General features: G+C 60.2%; 15 protein-coding genes. 13 read left to right on the top strand and 2 right to left on the bottom strand.

Annotation, left to right across the window (positions count from 1 at the left end; all coding sequences use genetic code 11):
• Nucleotides 1–255: 255 nt before the first annotated feature.
• The 3 genes from ASG57_RS10575 (at nt 256) to gspD (ending at nt 5017) form a co-directional block, all read left to right on the top strand.
• The gene (locus ASG57_RS10575) at nt 256–1719 is read left to right on the top strand and encodes an undecaprenyl-phosphate glucose phosphotransferase (RefSeq protein WP_082528911.1); all 1464 of its coding nucleotides are present in this window, start codon (nt 256–258) and stop codon (nt 1717–1719) included.
• 184 nt (nt 1720–1903) lie between these two features.
• A complete protein-coding gene (locus ASG57_RS10580; protein WP_230646641.1) occupies nt 1904–2269 on the top strand; it encodes an H-NS histone family protein in 366 nt (121 codons plus the stop codon).
• Nucleotides 2270–3007: 738 nt separating this feature from the next.
• On the top strand, nt 3008–5017 hold the full coding sequence (gene gspD, locus ASG57_RS10585) for a type II secretion system secretin GspD (RefSeq protein ID WP_057196211.1): 2010 nt from the start codon (nt 3008–3010) through the stop codon (nt 5015–5017).
• A 447-nt stretch (nt 5018–5464) separates the two neighbouring features.
• Here the strand turns inward: gspD and ASG57_RS10590 are convergent, their stop codons facing one another.
• A complete protein-coding gene (locus tag ASG57_RS10590; protein WP_057196212.1) occupies nt 5465–6292 on the bottom strand; it encodes a type II secretion system protein GspK in 828 nt (275 codons plus the stop codon).
• A 264-nt stretch (nt 6293–6556) separates the two neighbouring features.
• On the opposite strand from ASG57_RS10590, the gene ASG57_RS10595 reads away from it, so the two are divergent.
• From ASG57_RS10595 to ASG57_RS10635, 9 genes are all read left to right on the top strand, one after another.
• On the top strand, nt 6557–8314 hold the full coding sequence (locus ASG57_RS10595) for a GspE/PulE family protein (protein ID WP_080654935.1): 1758 nt from the start codon (nt 6557–6559) through the stop codon (nt 8312–8314).
• A 10-nt stretch (nt 8315–8324) separates the two neighbouring features.
• Nucleotides 8325–9566, top strand: a complete 1242-nt coding sequence (locus ASG57_RS10600; RefSeq protein ID WP_057196213.1) for a type II secretion system F family protein — start codon at nt 8325–8327, stop codon at nt 9564–9566.
• Nucleotides 9563–10003, top strand: a complete 441-nt coding sequence (locus ASG57_RS10605; RefSeq protein WP_057196214.1) for a GspH/FimT family pseudopilin — start codon at nt 9563–9565, stop codon at nt 10001–10003. The genes ASG57_RS10600 and ASG57_RS10605 overlap by 4 nt, the downstream gene beginning before the upstream one ends.
• The gene (locus tag ASG57_RS10610; protein ID WP_024341580.1) at nt 10003–10449 is read left to right on the top strand and encodes a type IV pilus modification PilV family protein; all 447 of its coding nucleotides are present in this window, start codon (nt 10003–10005) and stop codon (nt 10447–10449) included. Before ASG57_RS10605 ends, ASG57_RS10610 begins: the two co-directional genes overlap by 1 nt.
• Nucleotides 10446–11084, top strand: coding sequence for a prepilin-type N-terminal cleavage/methylation domain-containing protein (locus tag ASG57_RS10615; RefSeq protein WP_082528914.1), 639 nt, complete (start codon nt 10446–10448; stop codon nt 11082–11084). The genes ASG57_RS10610 and ASG57_RS10615 overlap by 4 nt, the downstream gene beginning before the upstream one ends.
• Nucleotides 11085–11168: 84 nt before the next feature.
• Nucleotides 11169–12284: a PilN domain-containing protein gene (locus ASG57_RS10620; RefSeq protein WP_057196216.1), complete on the top strand. Its 1116-nt coding sequence runs from the start codon at nt 11169–11171 to the stop codon at nt 12282–12284.
• The gene (gspM, locus tag ASG57_RS10625) at nt 12281–12880 is read left to right on the top strand and encodes a type II secretion system protein GspM (protein ID WP_024341577.1); all 600 of its coding nucleotides are present in this window, start codon (nt 12281–12283) and stop codon (nt 12878–12880) included. Before ASG57_RS10620 ends, gspM begins: the two co-directional genes overlap by 4 nt.
• The gene (locus ASG57_RS10630; RefSeq protein WP_057196217.1) at nt 12877–13503 is read left to right on the top strand and encodes a hypothetical protein; all 627 of its coding nucleotides are present in this window, start codon (nt 12877–12879) and stop codon (nt 13501–13503) included. The genes gspM and ASG57_RS10630 overlap by 4 nt, the downstream gene beginning before the upstream one ends.
• A 17-nt stretch (nt 13504–13520) precedes the next feature.
• The gene (locus ASG57_RS10635; RefSeq protein ID WP_162250044.1) at nt 13521–14129 is read left to right on the top strand and encodes a prepilin peptidase; all 609 of its coding nucleotides are present in this window, start codon (nt 13521–13523) and stop codon (nt 14127–14129) included.
• 29 nt (nt 14130–14158) lie between these two features.
• Here ASG57_RS10635 and ASG57_RS10640 read toward each other — a convergent pair whose 3' ends face one another.
• Nucleotides 14159–14557, bottom strand: coding sequence for a VanZ family protein (locus ASG57_RS10640; RefSeq protein ID WP_057196219.1), 399 nt, complete (start codon nt 14555–14557; stop codon nt 14159–14161).
• Between the two features lie 815 nt (nt 14558–15372).
• On the opposite strand from ASG57_RS10640, the gene gspG reads away from it, so the two are divergent.
• Nucleotides 15373–15864 carry a type II secretion system major pseudopilin GspG gene (gspG, locus tag ASG57_RS10645; protein ID WP_080654934.1) on the top strand — a complete coding sequence of 164 codons (492 nt, stop codon included), beginning with the start codon at nt 15373–15375 and terminating at the stop codon, nt 15862–15864.
• The last annotated feature ends 890 nt before the right edge of the window (nt 15865–16754 follow it).

Consider the following 16754-nt stretch of genomic DNA (forward strand, 5'->3'; position numbering starts at 1 on the left):
TCAAGGTCTGCCGGGTCAGAATGACGTTGCCGAAATCATAGTGTTTGGAAGCCTGATCGCGGACGGCCGCGGTGCGGCGTTGGAAGCCATTTAACCGTGTCCCACGAGCCGCGACCAGGGACTTACAAATCCTGTTGCGCCGCACATTGGACCGGCATAGGTTTAAAATGACTAACGAAAGGTTACTCTGGTTTGCAGAGGCCATGTGTGATTGATCGCACGATTAAATTGCCGTCAGAAATTTGGTGAAATTTGATGTCGATTGGGTCGGATATCCGCGAGAAAGCGCGTCAAGTCGGCCAGACGCAAGGCGAACGGGGAACATTTTGGTCGTCCGACCTCATTCCCTATGTGCTCTCTACTTCCGATGCTCTCGTCATCATTTTGGCTAGCATAGGTGGCGGACTGGTCTATCATCTGGTCGCGGGCAGTCCCGTACCGAACTTGTTGCCGTGTTGCGCGGTAGGCCTAATGGCTGCCTTTATACACATCCTGCGCATGAGCGGGATGGGTTATTACGACCTGCCGGACAGCGCTAAGCCAGGGGTCGAGATCACCGGGATTCTTGTCTGTTGGTTTAGCACCGGGGTCCTGCTGGCATTCTTTGCATTTCTTCTTAAGATCGGCGGTGATTATTCGCGCGGCGCGTTTTTCGCTTTTTACCTCGTGACCCCAATCGGTCTCCTTGCTGTCCGCAAGGCCACTAAGACCCATTTGGCATCCGCTGTCGACCGAGGCGGAATTAGACGCAGAGATGCGGTCCTTGTCGGGGATCGCAACGAACTCGTCGCTCTCGCTCCGCGGGATCGCCTCGCGCTATTTGGGGCAACGGACGTCAAGGAATTTCGGCTGAGCAGTGAGATTGATTCCGAGCACCGATGGGCTGCCGACGAGGCCGTGTTCGACCAGCTGGGGGCATTCGTTCGGCGGAATAACTGCCGGGAGGTGCTCCTCGTGCTGCCGTGGAACGACGATGCACGCATAGAGTTCGCCCGCGACAAGGTCAAGAACTTACCCGTTTCGTCGCGGCTGCTGCCCGATCGGCATGTCCGATCCCTGTCCAATTTCGTGTCGTCGGCGCGGCAACGGGTGCTTGCTATCGAAATTCAGCGCGCTCCGCTGAGCGCGATTGAGCGGGTGGTCAAGCGTGCCATGGACATCTTGGTGGCTGGACCGGCCTTATTTGCACTGCTCCCGATCTTTGTTCTCACGGCTGTGGCAATCAAGCTGGATAGCAGCGGTCCCGTTATTTTCCGCCAGCGCCGGAAAGGCTTCAACGGCAAAGAATTCGTGATGCTGAAATTCCGCACCATGAGAGTGCAGGAAGACGGACCAGTCGTGGTTCAAGCGACGCGGGAGGATCCGCGCGTCACTTCGATTGGGCGATTCCTTCGCGCCACGAGCATTGACGAATTGCCTCAACTGCTCAATGTTCTGCGCGGCGAGATGTCGTTGATCGGGCCACGGCCCCACGCCCTTGCTCATGACAGCTATTTCGAAAAAATCCTTGAAGACTACGCCTTCCGTCATCATGTAAAGCCGGGTCTCACCGGATGGGCGCAGTGCAACGGTTCGCGCGGCGCTACACCAACGGTGGAACATATCGCCGAACGTGTGAAATTGGATCTTTGGTACGTCAACAATTGGAGCCTCTGGCTTGACGTCCAGATTTTGATTAAGACGATTTTCGAGGTCGCTCGAAAACGGAATGCCTATTAGCGCGCGATTTGGCGGCCATTTGCCGCCAATAGGTTGCAATCGCGCGCGATGGCCTCTCGAGGAAAAGCTTTTTATTATTAAATACTTGACCGAGGCGGTGCGCGGTGCCAGTAGGCGCGCGTGCGACAAAAAAACGTACTTGGAAGAATTTAGGGAATTGGAACATTATAGAATAAATCGAATCATGATGCAGCCCAAGCTGCAACACTGTGAAGAGCGGATGAAAAAGCTAAACTTGGAAATCTTGTCGCTGGATGAGCTCTGGCAACTACATGAGGAGCTCAATCAGCTATTATCGGTGCGGTTGAACGCCGAGAAGCGGGCGCTGGAGAGACGACTGGCGCAGCTTCGCCGTGAGAACGAGGCCGCCAACGCGCCCACCGTTCCCGCCGAGCGTAAGCGACGGCCCTATCCTCAGGTTCACCCGAAATATCGCAATATAAACGCTCCCTACGAGACCTGGTCCGGCCGCGGGAAGCAGCCGAAGTGGCTCACCGCGGCGCTTCGAACCGGGCGTTCGATAGATGACTTCCTGATTTCGAGGGGCTAGATCGGCTCCTCTATCGCCGGCCATGGCGGACATTGTTGATGCTGCATTCGAGGAGGCTGCTGTGAGAGTTGTTGTGGCCCTAATCATCGGACTCTCATTGTCTCAATTCGCGCAGGCATCGACGGAAGATTTCAGTCGCGCAAAGCTTCGGGTTGCCGATGCCAGCACCCAAGCTTGCATTGCAAATTGCGACAATCAGAATGCGGCGTGCAAGCGGGTTTGCCCCACGACCCTCGGCGCTCCTTGCGCCGCGTCCTGCGACAGCCAGGCGCAAGTTTGCCGTCAGGGCTGCCGACCCAGGTAGCTTCCGGCTGGGCTCAAAATCGACGGATGCTCCCGACTGTCTGCTGTGGACTGGTCCTTGGCCGGTGGTTCGCCGTCTGCCGACTCTTGCGCTTTGCCGAGAGATCCCCCGGAACTGCCTTTACGATGGGTTAACCATGATGATTTACCCATTCTTTACGCTCATTTCCCGCGCGCGTTTTTTGCTGTCCGGAGCCCCTTTTGCCGATATCTCATGGCCCAGTTACGGGTTCTGTGGTTTGCCTGCTCGCAAGCCTTGTTGCCGGCTGTGGCGCCCCGGGGACAATCGGTCCGACCCTGAACGCTCAGCCTAGACTATCCGTCCAGCCGGTATCTCTCGAAGCCAACGCGCAGGATTTCATGCCTACCGGGGCTATCGCGCTCCCGTCGCCCTCATCCAGGGCGGTTGCCAGCGTTGAGGGAGGCGACGGCCGGATGATCGGCTCGGCAGTGACGAAGCCGAGCTCTGCTGCTGCTAATGGCAACGTGGTTCTCAATCTAGCCAATGTTCCCCTCCAGCAGGCCGCCAAGACCGTGTTGGGCGATCTGATTGGGGTCAATTACGTGGTCGACCCCAGGGTGGATGGGGTGGTTTCAGTCCAGACAAGCACCCCGGTCTCCAAGGCGGATGCCCTTGAGCTATTCCAGACCGCGATTGCGCCGATCGGTGCGGTGCTGGTCCAAAACCGCGGCATTTACCGGATCGCTCCGGCGGATCAGGCGGCGACCGGAGCGGTCAGCACCGTCCGTGACGCCACGAACAGTGCGGTGACGGGGAATGGCGTCCGCATCGTGCAGCTCAAATATGTGGCCGCCACTGAAGTCGCACGCGTGCTCGAGCCGATGGTGCCCAAGGGGGCCATCGTGCAAGCCGACGACGCACGCAATATCATCGCGCTGAAGGGCTCTCAGGCCGAAATCGACAGTATGCTCGATTCGGTTTCGATCTTTGACGTCGACGTCATGAAGGGCATGTCTTTCGCTGTCGTGCCTGTCCGAGCGGCACAGCCCGAGAAGATGGTCGATGAGCTGAAGGCGGTATTTGCCTCAGACAAGGAGGGGCCTCTGAAGGGCAGAGTGCGCTTCATCGCCAACACGAGGCTCGGTGCCATTCTCGTTGTGACATCCAACCCGAGCTATCTGCCGCGCGCGCAATCATGGATCAGGCGCCTCGACGCTCGTGCCGCCGGCACAGAGCCGCAGCTGCACATCTATCAGGTTCAGAACCGAACTGCGGCCGAGCTCGCCGGCATCCTGCAGTCGATGTTTGCGCAAGAGATGAAGGTCGTGCGTTCGACCCGAAATGTGTCGCCGAAATCCAAGCAGGTTTCCTTTGGCAGCGAATCGACCAAGGCGCAAGCAACTGGCGGCGGATTTTCGGATCCAGCCATGCAGGCGGGAGTCGCGAAGGCCGCGGATCCGTTCGGTGCTTCACGTTCCACGAATAATGATCCCGATGCTTCGGCAATGGACACGGCCGATAGCGGCAATGTCGTACCAAATTCCGGTGCAGAGCCCATGATGAAGATCGTTGCTGACGACACCAAGAACTCGTTGCTAATCATGGCAAACGATCGCGACTACCAGCGCGTGCTGCGTGTGGTGCAGGGGCTTGATGTGGTCGCCAGCCAGGTTCTGATCGAGGCGGTGATCGCCGAGGTGTCGCTGAATGACGATCTCCAGTTCGGCCTCCAGTGGCAGTTTGCCAAGAACGGCACGCCTACGGCGACATTCTCCAATGCCCTCACCGGAGGCGTAGCCGCTTCGTTCCCGGGGTTCAACTATGCCGTCAACACTGCAAACATAGCGGCAACCCTCAGTGCTCTGAATGCCCTCACGCGCGTCAATATCATTTCGACACCATCGCTTATGGTGCTGGACAACAAGACGGCGCGTTTGCAAATCGGCGATCAGGTTCCGATCACGACGCAAACGGCGACCAGCACGATAACCACGCAGCCCGCGATTGTAAATTCGATCTCGATGCAGGATACGGGCGTCATTCTCTCGGTGACGCCACGCATCAACGAAAGCGGACGAGTGCAGCTCGATATCGAGCAGGAAGTCAGCAGCGTCGTGAAGACGACGACTTCGAACATCAACTCTCCCACAATTCAGCAACGTCGGGTCAAGACAACGGTTGTTGTGAGCGATGGGGAGGTCCTGGCGCTCGGCGGCATGATCCAGGACAGCGCGAACAAGAGCAGCAATCAGTTGCCGATCCTGGGAGATATCCCTGGTATCGGCGCAGTGTTCGCAAACAGGAAGGACGCGGTTCAAAAGACCGAGTTGGTCATCCTGATTACCCCGAAAGTGGTCCGCGACGGCACGGAAAGTCGGCTGATCACCGAGGAGTACCGACGCAAGATGAACGTTTATATGCCGCACACTTCGGCGCGCCAACGGGCGCCTCTCAACACCGCCCAGCGTCTGGTGACGCCGTGACACGAACTCCATTCACGATAGGCGGGTTGGCGAAAATCTGTGCGCTGCCTCTTCTCTTGGCGGGGTGCGTGACTGAGCAGCCTTATGTGATCGAGCCGCCTCAACCTTATATGCTTCTGCCCGTAGATGAATCGATGTCTTGCAGCGCAATCGCTGGATCCTTCCGCTTCTCGGTCAGGCGCGCTGCTCGTCTTGAGTACTGGCTCGCAGCTGGATCCCTGGCAGGCTATGATTCCGACCGTTTTCCACTCGATGCTCCCAAACAGTTGGCCGAGGAGCGTCGACGCCTGGATGCCCTGACGGATCTTCAGCGTATGAAGGGATGCACGGTGATCGAGCCTGGTCCCGCCGTCGTGGAAGAGAGAGCGAGGCTGGAAGAGTCGGCGAGAAATTCGAGGCCTCAGGCCGTTCTTCGATCGAAGGGATGATTACGCCATCTCGCTGCCATCACATCTTGAAGCAAGCTTGTACCGGCGAAGGGGAAGAGAAGGAGGCGGCAGTCTCTCGTGCGATATCGCCGCGCCGCCATTCGCGGATGGTGTAAGGTTGCCCAGACGAGGCTCCGAAGGATACGAGAGCTTCTCGGATATATCGCGAGCCATTGTTCGTGCGGATGTCGGTCCGGATGGTGAAATGCCCGGATGGTGGTGGCCGCCTGCGCTCTTCCCGGTTTGGGCCGAAGCCCATCAGCAGACGCAAAGCAGGAGACATTGCTTCCGGCATGGGTTCGCTCCGGCCAGAGAGCGTGGTCGTAAAGCGCATGGCGGCGCGGAGTAACGCCGGCGACATGCCGTCGATCTGATCCAGTTCCAGGATGGTGGAAAAGCCCAGGCCTTTGGCGCCGTCCGAAGCATTCAGCGGAGCCGTCCCGCCGGGGCCCGTCTGATTGCCGGACTCCGTGCGCTGAAGTGCCGTTCGGAAGTTGACGGCATTCAACGCGATCTTGCTCCCGAGGGCCTTGTCTTGCGCGAGCGCCGAGAAGAAACGCTCCAGCGTCGAGAGGCTGGCGGCGTTGATGTCGATCTTGCCGATCTCTTCTTCGACGACGATCTCTGCCTGCTCACCTCCCGGCATTCGGCACTGCTTCGGAAAGCTCGCCTCCCGCGTCGGCGAGAGAATGCTCGCAAGAGCGAGGTTCACCGCGCTTTCCGCGGCAGCTGCCGCCGCGAGCACCGAGCCGTCCGTGAGCGCAGTCCTTGCCCGATAGCGAGCGCCGACGATCACGGTTGCGCAGAGTAGCGTCAACAGCCCGAGGCTCCAGATCACGGTGATCAATGCGAAGCCATGGCGCCCGCGTGAGCCCGGCGGAAGCCCACGCGGAACATCACGGCCATGTCGCGTTCCGCGTCGGGCAGGCGCAATCGACCTGGATCGTGCTTGCACGGGGTTGCCTCTTTCGCCGCATCCGTTTCGAGCTGGTAAATGAAAATGGCAAATAAAGTATGAAAAGCCTTAATTAACCGAATGGCTCTAGCCTGACGCCTGATACTTTGATGTCAGGACCCCGCAAGACCTATGTCGGCCGATGCAGAGACGTTGATGCGCGAGGAACCGCCGACGACGGGCGGGGCGAAGGTCCTGTCGCCGAGGCAAGCCGGATTTGTCGACGCGTTCTCGGCGCTTTTGTTGCGCGAAGGCCTCGTGGACGCAGCTGCCGTTACCAGAGCCAAGCGTGCCTCGGAAGCAACCTTCGAGCGCCTGGACGCCGTGATGGTGAAGCTCGGACTGCTGTCGGAGGCGGATCTTTGCGGCGCGTATGCCGCCTATTGCGGGCTCAAGATCGTGCGATCGTCCGACCTCCCGCTGCAGCCGCTCCTCGCGGACCGGTTGAAGCTGACGTTCCTCAAGGGCAGTCGCACTTTGCCGATATCGGTGTCCGACGGGGTCCTGCTGCTCGCCACGGTCGACCCTTTCGACGAGGAGGCTCACAAGGCCATCAGCTATATGCTGGGCTGGAGGGTCGATCTTGCGGTCATCGCCCCAGCCGACATCGAGCGGGCATTTCGTAAGCTTTACCAGGACGATGGCGCCGAATTGGTCGGCGGAGATCAGGGGCTGATCACTGTCGGGTCAGGCGATGGGAACGAAATCGATGTCGAGCGGCTGCGGGACATCGCAAATGAAGCTCCGATCATCCGTCTGGTGAACCAGATCATCGCCAGTGCAGTCGAGCGCGGCGCGTCCGATATTCACATAGAGCCCGGACGGGACGCGGTTATGGTCCGTTTCAGGCTCGACGGATTTCTTCAGCAGGAGCGCGTGGTGCCCTCGACGTTCAGGGCCGCACTAACCACGCGCATCAAGATTATGGCGAAGCTCGACATAGCCGAGCGCCGTCTGCCGCAAGACGGCCGTATCAAAACTGCGGTGCGCGGGACCGAGATCGATGTGCGTGTGTCTACGTTACCGACAGCCTTCGGCGAAAGTCTCGTCCTGCGAATTCTCGATCGCACCCGTGTCGAGCTCGAATTTTCCAAGCTCGGTCTCGATCCAGCGATCCAGGCTGGGCTGCACGGTCTGATGGAGTTGCCGAGCGGCATTATCCTGGTCACGGGCCCTACCGGGAGTGGAAAGACGACCACTCTTTATACCGCCCTGAAGGAGCTCAATCGGCCGGAGCTAAAGCTCTTCACTGTCGAGGATCCGATCGAGTATCAACTCGGCGGCGTCAACCAGATCCAGGTCCAGCCACAGATCGGCTTGGACTTTCCTGCCGCGCTTCGCTCGATCCTGCGACAGGATCCAGACATCATCATGATCGGAGAGATTCGCGATCTGGAAACGGCGCGGATCGCCGTTCAGGCGTCGCTCACGGGACATCTCGTGTTCTCGACACTTCACACCAATAGTGCCGTTGCCGCGATCACGCGACTAATCGACATCGGCATCGAACGTTACCTGCTCGCCTCGACGCTCACCGGTATCATGGCACAACGTCTCGTGCGCCGGCTATGTTCGCATTGCGCGCGCGGGGCGGCCTATCGCGCCGAAGCTCCCTCGCGCATGAGATGGCCGGTTCCGGATGACCTTGTAATCGACTGGTCGGGCGCACGGGAAGCGGTTGGCTGCGACTCTTGTCATGGCACCGGCTATCTTGGGCGAACCAGCGTTGCTGAGCTGCTTGTCATCGATGATGACATGCGGGAAGCGGTTGGCAGACGTAGCGATGACCAGCGGACCATGATCTCGCTCGCCCGAGATGCGGGCTTTCGCACGCTCTATGAGGCCGGCCTCATCAAGGTCTCCAAGGGAGAGACCACGATCGAGGAGGTGCTCAGGGTGTCGCGATCGAGTTAGAGGGTGCGGCGTGTCCATATTCCACTATCGCGCTTATACCAGGGAAGGCGTCGTGACCTCAGGCACGATCGTCGCCGAAGAACTTGATGCGGCGGTCGAGGCGCTCTATGGCTCAGGCCTTACGCCGATCGAGACGGTGCTCTCTTCGGATAGCGCTTCAGCATCGCGACCGATCGGGCGGAACGCGCCCGGCTTGCGCTGGCAAAGCTCACAGCACCTAGGACTGAAGGAATTATCCGCGTTTACGACAGAGCTTGCGGCGCTGGTCAACTCCGGCGTTTCTCTCGATGCATCATTTCGGGTGCTGGCCGGCGCGGGCGCGTCGCCCAGGCGGCTTGCCCTTGCGACCGGCCTCCTGAAGGACATCTTGGCTGGTCAGCAACTGTCCGAGGCCATGAGCCGGAGGCCCGATGCCTTTCCTCCCGACTACATCGCGATTCTCGCTGGGGGCGAGGCTGGAGGTCAGACGGCGCAGGCGCTCACCTTGCTGGGAGAGATGCTGGCGCGCCGCGTCGATATCAGAAACAAGATACGCGGAGCTCTCGTCTATCCGGCCATTCTGTTGGCGATGTCGGCGGTATCAATCGTCGTGATCGTGTTCGTGCTCATCCCGAATCTCACACCGATTTTTTCCGATGCAGGCCTTCCTCTGCCTGGCGTTCTGGCCGCGCTTGCCGATCTGCCCGATCATTGGCCCAGGTATCTTTTCTGGTTCTCGTTTGGAACGATCGTTTGCTGGCTCGCCTATCGCAGAATAGCCGGCCACGAGTTGACGATGAGAAAGCTGGATCGCCTCATATGCCGTCTCCCGGTCATGGGGCCGATCGTTCAGCGACGCGAGGCGGGTCAGTTTGCGCGCTCTGCCGGCACCCTTCTCGAAGCCGGGGTGCCGCTCATGACCGCGCTGCAGACTGCGCGATCGCTGGTCACCAACCGATACCTGAGTGCTCGGTACAGCGAGGTTATCACCCGGGTTCCCGAGGGCAGGGCGCTAAGCCAGGTGCTCGAGGGCATGGAATTGCTGCCGCCGGCGATGATAAGGCTCATCGCGGTCGGCGAGGAAACAGGCCAGCTCGCGAAGATGCTCGTCCGTATCGCTTCCAGCCTGGAAGGCGAGGTACAGAGCAGGATTGAGCAACTCGTCGGCCTCCTCACCCCGCTTCTCACCGTTGGCATCGGCGGCCTTGTCGGCGCCTTGATCCTCCAGGTGATGAGCGCCGTCCTGTCGATCAACAATCTGGCCTATCAATGAGGCTGTCGGACGCAAAAAAGTCAGCGGGCTTCTCTCTGATCGAAACACTCGTTGTGCTTTCGATCATGGCGCTGGTCTCGGCCGCCGTCCTGGTGGCCAGGCCAAGGACGGCAGCAGCGCGCGTCAGCGCGGAAGCTCGTGCGATCGCGGCAAACCTTCAACTGGTTCGCAGCCGGGCTCGTGCCGGCAACGACGAAATCATCGTCAGCGTCGATACCCGGAATCGACGCATTGGCGTTGCCCGCGCCATGCGCCAATTACCGACTGGCATGGAGGTCTCGTTGACTGTCGCGACTAGCGAACGTCATGGCGCCGTCGGCGGCGTTCGCTTCTATCCGGACGGTCGTTCGAGCGGTGGCGAGATTGTCCTCACCTATCACGGACGCTCGGAGCGCATCGTCGTCAACTGGTTTACCGGCACCGCGAGGATCGAGTGATGTCGGCCTGGGTTTCGGCATGCAGATTGCCCATTCGACGCCGCCTTCGCGCGGCTCAGCGCGGCTTCACCCTGGTGGAAGTTCTTATCGCTTTCGTTGTCCTTGCCGTCGGCCTCAGCAGTCTGGCAGTTGGTGTCACGGCGGCATTGCGGTCCGACGCCAAAGTGCGTAGCAAGCACGTCATCGATCAGATTGCGGAATCCAGGTTCGAAGCGATCGGCCGCAGTGGCCCGCTGAAGATCGGTCGCCGCGAGGGACGGATCGGGCGTTACCGCTGGAGAGAGAACGTGACGCCCGTGCAGCTTGGGAAAGCCGCTGTGCAGGACCGTGCGGCTCCGCTCGGCGCAATGCTCGTGCCGTCCTGGGTGGAGATCGTCGTGCAAGACGAAGCCGGATTGGAGACAAAGGTGGCTGTCCTCAAGCTGGCACCGGGGACGGCGCAATGACCCGGCATGGACGGATCCGAAAGTTTCGCAGTCTGGCTCGTCGTGCTTCAGAGCGCGGGCTTACTTTGATCGAGCTGCTGGTCTCACTGGCAATCTTGATGATCCTGACAAGCTTTACCGTCGGTGGATTATCTGCAGCTGTCCGAGCATTCGAGGCGGACAGCCGCAATGGGCTCGAAATGGCGACGACTGCTGCTGGAGAGAACCTCCGAGGCCTGATCGCCTCTGCGATCAATCTGCCGCAGGCTGGCAACATTTCGTTCGACGGCCAGCGCGAGGAGTTGCGGCTGGTCATCCTGAGCGAGGGCCGCGCGTTGCGCGGGGGCCTGCAGGACGTCCGTATTCGGCGCCGAAACGATGAATTGATTGTCGAGGTCTTCGGATCGCCGAGAGAGAATGGTGATCACAAATTGCCGGTGTCCTCGACGACCATCGTGAGGGGCTTGAGCGATATCCGCTTCCGCTACTTTGGAAACGCCGCTACGAAAAGTGAAGCGGCTTGGCGCAATGACTGGATCAAGCTCGGTGGGCTGCCTGCCCTGGTCGAGATAAGCCTCAACTTCAAGGATGCGGCGCGCAATGGCCCTGCCATGGTCGTGGCGCTTCGAAACGAAGGGCCTTCGGGAGGCTCCTAACCCGTGGCCGAGCGTTACGCCTCGTAAACAATTGGTAAATATACTGATCGGATCGATGTTCGTATTTGCAGGGAAACAGGGCCGATGACTGAAGTCTCGGTGGCGCGATTGCAGGGCTCGCATGGGCTTGCGGACAGGGGGCGACAATTCGTGCGCTGGTGGCTGAACGAGCTGCGCGACTGCGCACCTCAGGCCTGGCGTCACGTCCTGCAGGCTCGAGTCGAAACGCAGCTCTTCGTCTGGAGCGACGAAGGTACCGTCGTCTGTCGTTTGGTGACGCCGTCGGGCGTGCAGGAACGGCGATTTCACGACGGCTCCCCCGACGGAGCGCAGATCGACGAATGGCTCGCGGAACTTCGCTGCGATCGTGATGCCGTACAGATTTGCGTTGCGCTGGAGCCCGCTCTTTTCTTTCAACGCGAGTTCAGGCTTCCGCGATCCGAAATCGGCGCGTTGAAACGAATACTCGAGCAGGAGATCGTTCACCGCACACCATTCCAGCCGGCCGAGATATGGCATGGCGTCACGCCGGACGGCCAGCCGAGTAGTGGGCTGGCGACTTTCCGCCACTGGATTATTCCGAAGGATCGGGCTGAGGCCAAGATCGTTCTATTGGGCTTGCAAGTGGGCGAGGTCGACTCCATCGGGATCAAGTCGGCAACGGATGTCCCCGTCGCGGTCGTTCCGCTTCGCGAGATTCGGCACGACGACCCGCCGTGGGTGATCCAAACGATGCGCGTCCTCGCAGCCGCTCTGCTGGTCGCCACGACGGCCGGCTTGCTGGGATTCGAGTGGTGGCAGTCAAGCCGAGCGGCGGCGCTCGAGGACGAACTCCAAGAAGCTCGGCGCGGCGTCCAGCAAGGGCAGCACGCAGCCGGATCACCCGTTCCTCTACTGGCTCTCAAAGCCCTGCCGGGCAGCCTCGCAACGTGGGATGAACTGTCTCGCGTCATTCCGGACCACACTTTCCTGACTGAACTCCGGATTTCGGGCGGGGCTGTGGCTCTGTCGGGGTTGTCTTCCGATGCGGCCCGGCTCGTGCGGGTTCTGGAGGACTCACGCCTTTTCACCGGGGCTACTTTGCTGGGCGCGATTATCCCCGACGCGACCGAGCAAAGGGACCGATTTCGCATCAGCTTGAAGTTGCGGAATTTCGGCGCCGGACGCGTTGCCAAATCAGCGGAAAGGTCCGGTTCATGACTGGCGAGTTGCTCCGGCGGCGGCTGATTTTCTACGGGCTCAACGGAGCGATCGTGCTGGCTGTCTGTTTTGCAATCTTCGAGCCAATTGTCTCGCATTTCGGTCTGCGCAATGACGAGATACTGGATAGCGCAGCGCAACTCGCTCAGGTCCGGCGTGTCGCGCATGACACGTTCAGGCTCGCCAAGGCTTCGACACCGGAAGCCGATCCGTACCTTGCGGGTGCCGAGGAACGGATCGCCAGTGCCGACCTCCAAGCCAACCTCCAAGCGTTGGCGGGCGCCAAGGGATTGGCGGTGCAGGCCGTGCGCGGGCTGCCGGGACGTCAAGCCGCGCAATGGCGCGCCGTTCCGGTCGGGCTGGAGGTGGAGGGGACGGCCGCGGCGGTGCGGGAACTGGTTGCCGCAATCGAAACCCAGACGCCTTTTCTGTTCATCACCGACTTGTCGCTGCGAACACTTGCCGACGGTGACGATAGTCGTATGCGGGTGAGCTTGACGGTCGAGGGTGCGTTACGCACGCCAAAGCCCTCCCCGGGCGGCCCGCTGTTGAGCGAGATTCGGCCCGGCGGCGAGGGGAAGGCGACGAGCCGATGATCAAAAAGGCGGCCCAACTCGGTCGGCGGCAACTGATGCAAGCCATCGTGACGTCGCGGAGCGCGCTTGCGCCCGGGCCCTTCCGTGACCTCTTGCGTGCTTATGTCCCCGGCCAACGGGAATTGAGGTCTATCGCGCCGATCAAACGGGGATTTTTGCTAGGCCTTGCCGGGTTGTTGTTGCTCGCGTTGGCCGCGCCTATCGTGGCGATCGCGTCTCTGGAGTTCGCGATCGCCAGCCAATCCGCCGCTGGCGGCGCCGGTGCCCGGACTTCCCTGGAGCGGGAGAACCAGGGCGCCGGGACGCACGATAACATCCTGCAGCATCCGCTCTTTTCGAGGAGCCGTCAGGCGCCGGCAATCGCGGCAGCGCCCGCAATATTCGGCGCGTCCCCGCCACCGAACAGAATGATGCTCGACTCCAGCGTCGCGCTTCGAGGGGTCTTCATGAACGGGGAGCGAGCCAAAGCGTTTATGACCTCGTCGGACAACCCGGTAGGAGCCTGGGTCGCATTGAATGAGCAGTGGTCTGGCTGGCGTCTCTCCGAGATCAAACCTAACGAGATCGTGCTCGAGGCGGATGGCGAAAGACAGACCCTGCATCTTTCCGTCTTGGCGAAATGAGCAAACGGCTCCGCAAAATGCTGGTGCGGATCAGCCGCTACCTTGCGTGCGCCCTTTGCGGCCGCGCTCCTTATCGCGATCAGTTTCTACTGGCCTGGCTTCTGGTCGTTGGGTTGTGCTGGATCCTGGTGAACGCGCAGCCAAGCTCCATGTGGATCTTGCACCTGCTACTCAGCCTTAGTCTTTTCGCCCTCCTGTCGGCGATCTGTGCGATCGACGCCAGGTTCGGCATTATCCCTGATAGCCTGGTCGGCGCATTGGCGATGGGAGGGGTGGCCGCGGTATCGCTCCAGGACCCGGACGCAATCATGTCTCGCCTCGCGGACGCCGCTATCGTGGCGATTGCGATCGCGAGCTTTCGCTCGATGTTTCGGTGGGTCCGCGGCTACGATGGGCTTGGGTTCGGTGACGTAAAGTTTCTTGCCGCTGCGACGTTGTGGATCGGCCTTCGCTCGCTGCCGGTCGTGCTTCTGGTCGCCGTTGTCTCGGCGCTCGCCAGCGCATTCCTGCTGGCGTCGCAGCGCTACGAAGTCGATGGTCGGCATGCCATCCCGTTCGGTCCCCATCTCGCCGTCGGGCTTTGGCTCGCTTGGGTGTTCGATCCGATGGGCTTGCTGTCGGGATAGGTTCGCAATAGTCGCGGCACTTGCGGGTCTCAAGCGCGTTTCCTGGCTCGAATAAACTGGACGACCTTGACCGCGGCAATCCCTGCGCAGCCCGCAACGACTTTCTCGAATGCGTCGAACAGGGTGCCGTGCCGGTCGGGTGTCAGCGTCTGAAGCACCTCGAACGTTAGCGCACTGCCGACCACGATCAGGCAGACTAAAGCTGTGCGACGAGGATATGTCGCGGCGAAGAGGCAGCCCAACGTCAGGAAGGCGATCGCGTGTTCCAGATGCGCCCATGTCGCCATGTCGACCCCAAAAAGGAACGGTTTGATCTTTCCATAAACTGTGTAGATGAATTGAACCTTCGTCAGCGTGGCATAACCGATGAGGGAAATGACACCCCAGGCGGCAATCGCAAGCACGGTTGTGACGGTCGATCTCTTCATCGTCGCCTTATGCAGTTACAAGTGTCAGGCGTCCAATTATTTCGGTAACGCCATCAACTTGGTTCGCCTCTCTCCAAGACCAGGGTTGAAGGCTTAACCACGTCTCGGGCGAGCAGTGTTCGTCCGGCCTACGGGCGGTATAGAATGACCCCTGTCGTGCCAGCAGGGAGACGTGAGGAAGCGAGTACATAGATGAAAGCCAAGGGGATTACGGTCACCGCTGCCGCCGTATTAGCGGCGCTCTTACCTTCCATGGCCGAGGCTCGCGAAGGGGCGGGTCCCTATCGGAAGCACCATTGGCGCAGTGCATACGGATTTCATGCTCGACTCGCGCCTCCCATTGTGACCGTGGTGACGCCAGATCTCTACTATCCCGTCGCGCCTTACGCGTACAACAGACTCGACGATGGATATGATTACCCCTTCGGTTACGGCGAGTACGCCGTCTATGGAAAGTGGGCGCGTGATGCTCTTGGCCGGCCTGACGTGGCGCGTTGCCGACTGGTCTGGTTCGACGGCCCGCGAGTGCGAAGTCTAAACCGCTGCAACTGATTGGGCGGACGTCAGCGGGACTGATCCTCACGTTGATCGATGCGTTGTGCAGTGTGAAGCGCGAGGAGCCAAGCCTCCAGGCAGCGAGCGCCGTCAACTTGCTGGAATGCTTAACGCAAGCCTATCACGAGATCTGGCATTCTCACCGGTCTACTACGGCCGTATTCAGGCTGGCTCGAAGTTATTCATCGAATTAACCTGGTGAACACGTGGCGCGATGAGGATACCCCGAAATGCAAGGGTACTTGTTTGGGGGCGTCGTCATGACCGTCGACACGAGTAAATCTTCAGCGTCTCGGTGCTTCAAGAAACCGCGTTACGACAAGCGCCGGTCGGCGGTAGCGGGCTATACGTTGCTCGAGTTGCTCGTCGTCATGGGCATCCTCGCAGCGCTAACCGCCATGGCGACTCCGCAGGTGATGGGCTATTTTGGAAAGGCGAAGACACAATCCGCGCAGCTGCAAATCGAGAACATCAACACGGCTCTCGAGATGTACTACGTCGAGAATGGGTCCTATCCCAGTCCCAGCGCCGGCCTCAGAGCCTTGGTCGAAGCGACGCCGGAAGCGCCTCGCTGGAACGGTCCCTATTTGAAGAACGCCAAGACACTTCTGGATCCGTGGGGGCGGCCGTACCAGTACACGGTTTCGGAGCAGGGCGAGTACAATGTCTACTCGCTCGGTCCCACCGGGAAGGGAACGAAGAAGCCGACCTCTGCTGCGAATGCGGGCCGGTCATGGGCCGACAACGGGTAAAAGTCTGCTGGGCGTCCGCTCAGGCGCGGCGCTTCTGGTTGTGAAGGAAGGACTCTCGCTGGTGATGGCCCCATCCCTCTGAGCGTGGGCCTTGATGCAGGTTCGCACGCTTTTGTCCTGCACGCAGCTGAGCTGAAAGCATGGGTGTAACCGCCGAGGCTGGATGATCCCATGTCATTCCAGAGCCGGTGCTGTAGTTCCCGCGATCGACTTCGAAAAATCGCGCTCAGGCCAGCCATTGCCGGCTGTCAAAGCTCGGGAATATCTCGTCTCGCTTATCGCGTTGAGACCTTTGTGGTGGCCTGCTTGGTTAGTGTAGTGCCACCGAGACGCCGAGCTTGAATGGCATCCGCTCGTGCCTGCTCCGCTTCGAGCTCCCGCCTTAGCTTGAGCACTTCGTCACGCATGCGGCCGAGCCTGGTGGACGGGAGATCACGCTCCGGAGGCTTGTATCTCTGCTTGTTCATAGGAAGAGACATAGCGGGGGCGTGCGATCGAGCAACTCGATTTAGCCCTTAACCTAACCAGTCAACCTTACTGAGGTAGTTCTCAGGCATTCAGCACGGAAGGCAGTGGCTCATCCGCATGACGGAAGAAGGGCCTCAACAAGAGCAAGCCTGCTCGAGCCTCTTTGGCTGGCGGCATCTGCGGGGCAGGGTCATGCGTCTGCTCCGTCTCGCACATGGCGGTGCTTCTTTCAGCAGTGAGCTGGTGTCATCGTAGCTTGGAGCAGCCCAGGGGCCCTATGCATCCATCGTTGCTCATCGCGTGAGATGTGAACTTCCTCCGAATGAGTGGACACCTGTAGTAGGCTCGTTGAGCCTGGAGGTGTTGAATGGAACGTGCACGTCGGTCGTTTACTGAAGAGTACAAGCGCGAGGCGGCGGGGT

It is taken from the genome of Bradyrhizobium sp. Leaf396, assembly GCF_001424605.1.
Classification (GTDB): domain Bacteria; phylum Pseudomonadota; class Alphaproteobacteria; order Rhizobiales; family Xanthobacteraceae; genus Bradyrhizobium; species Bradyrhizobium japonicum_C.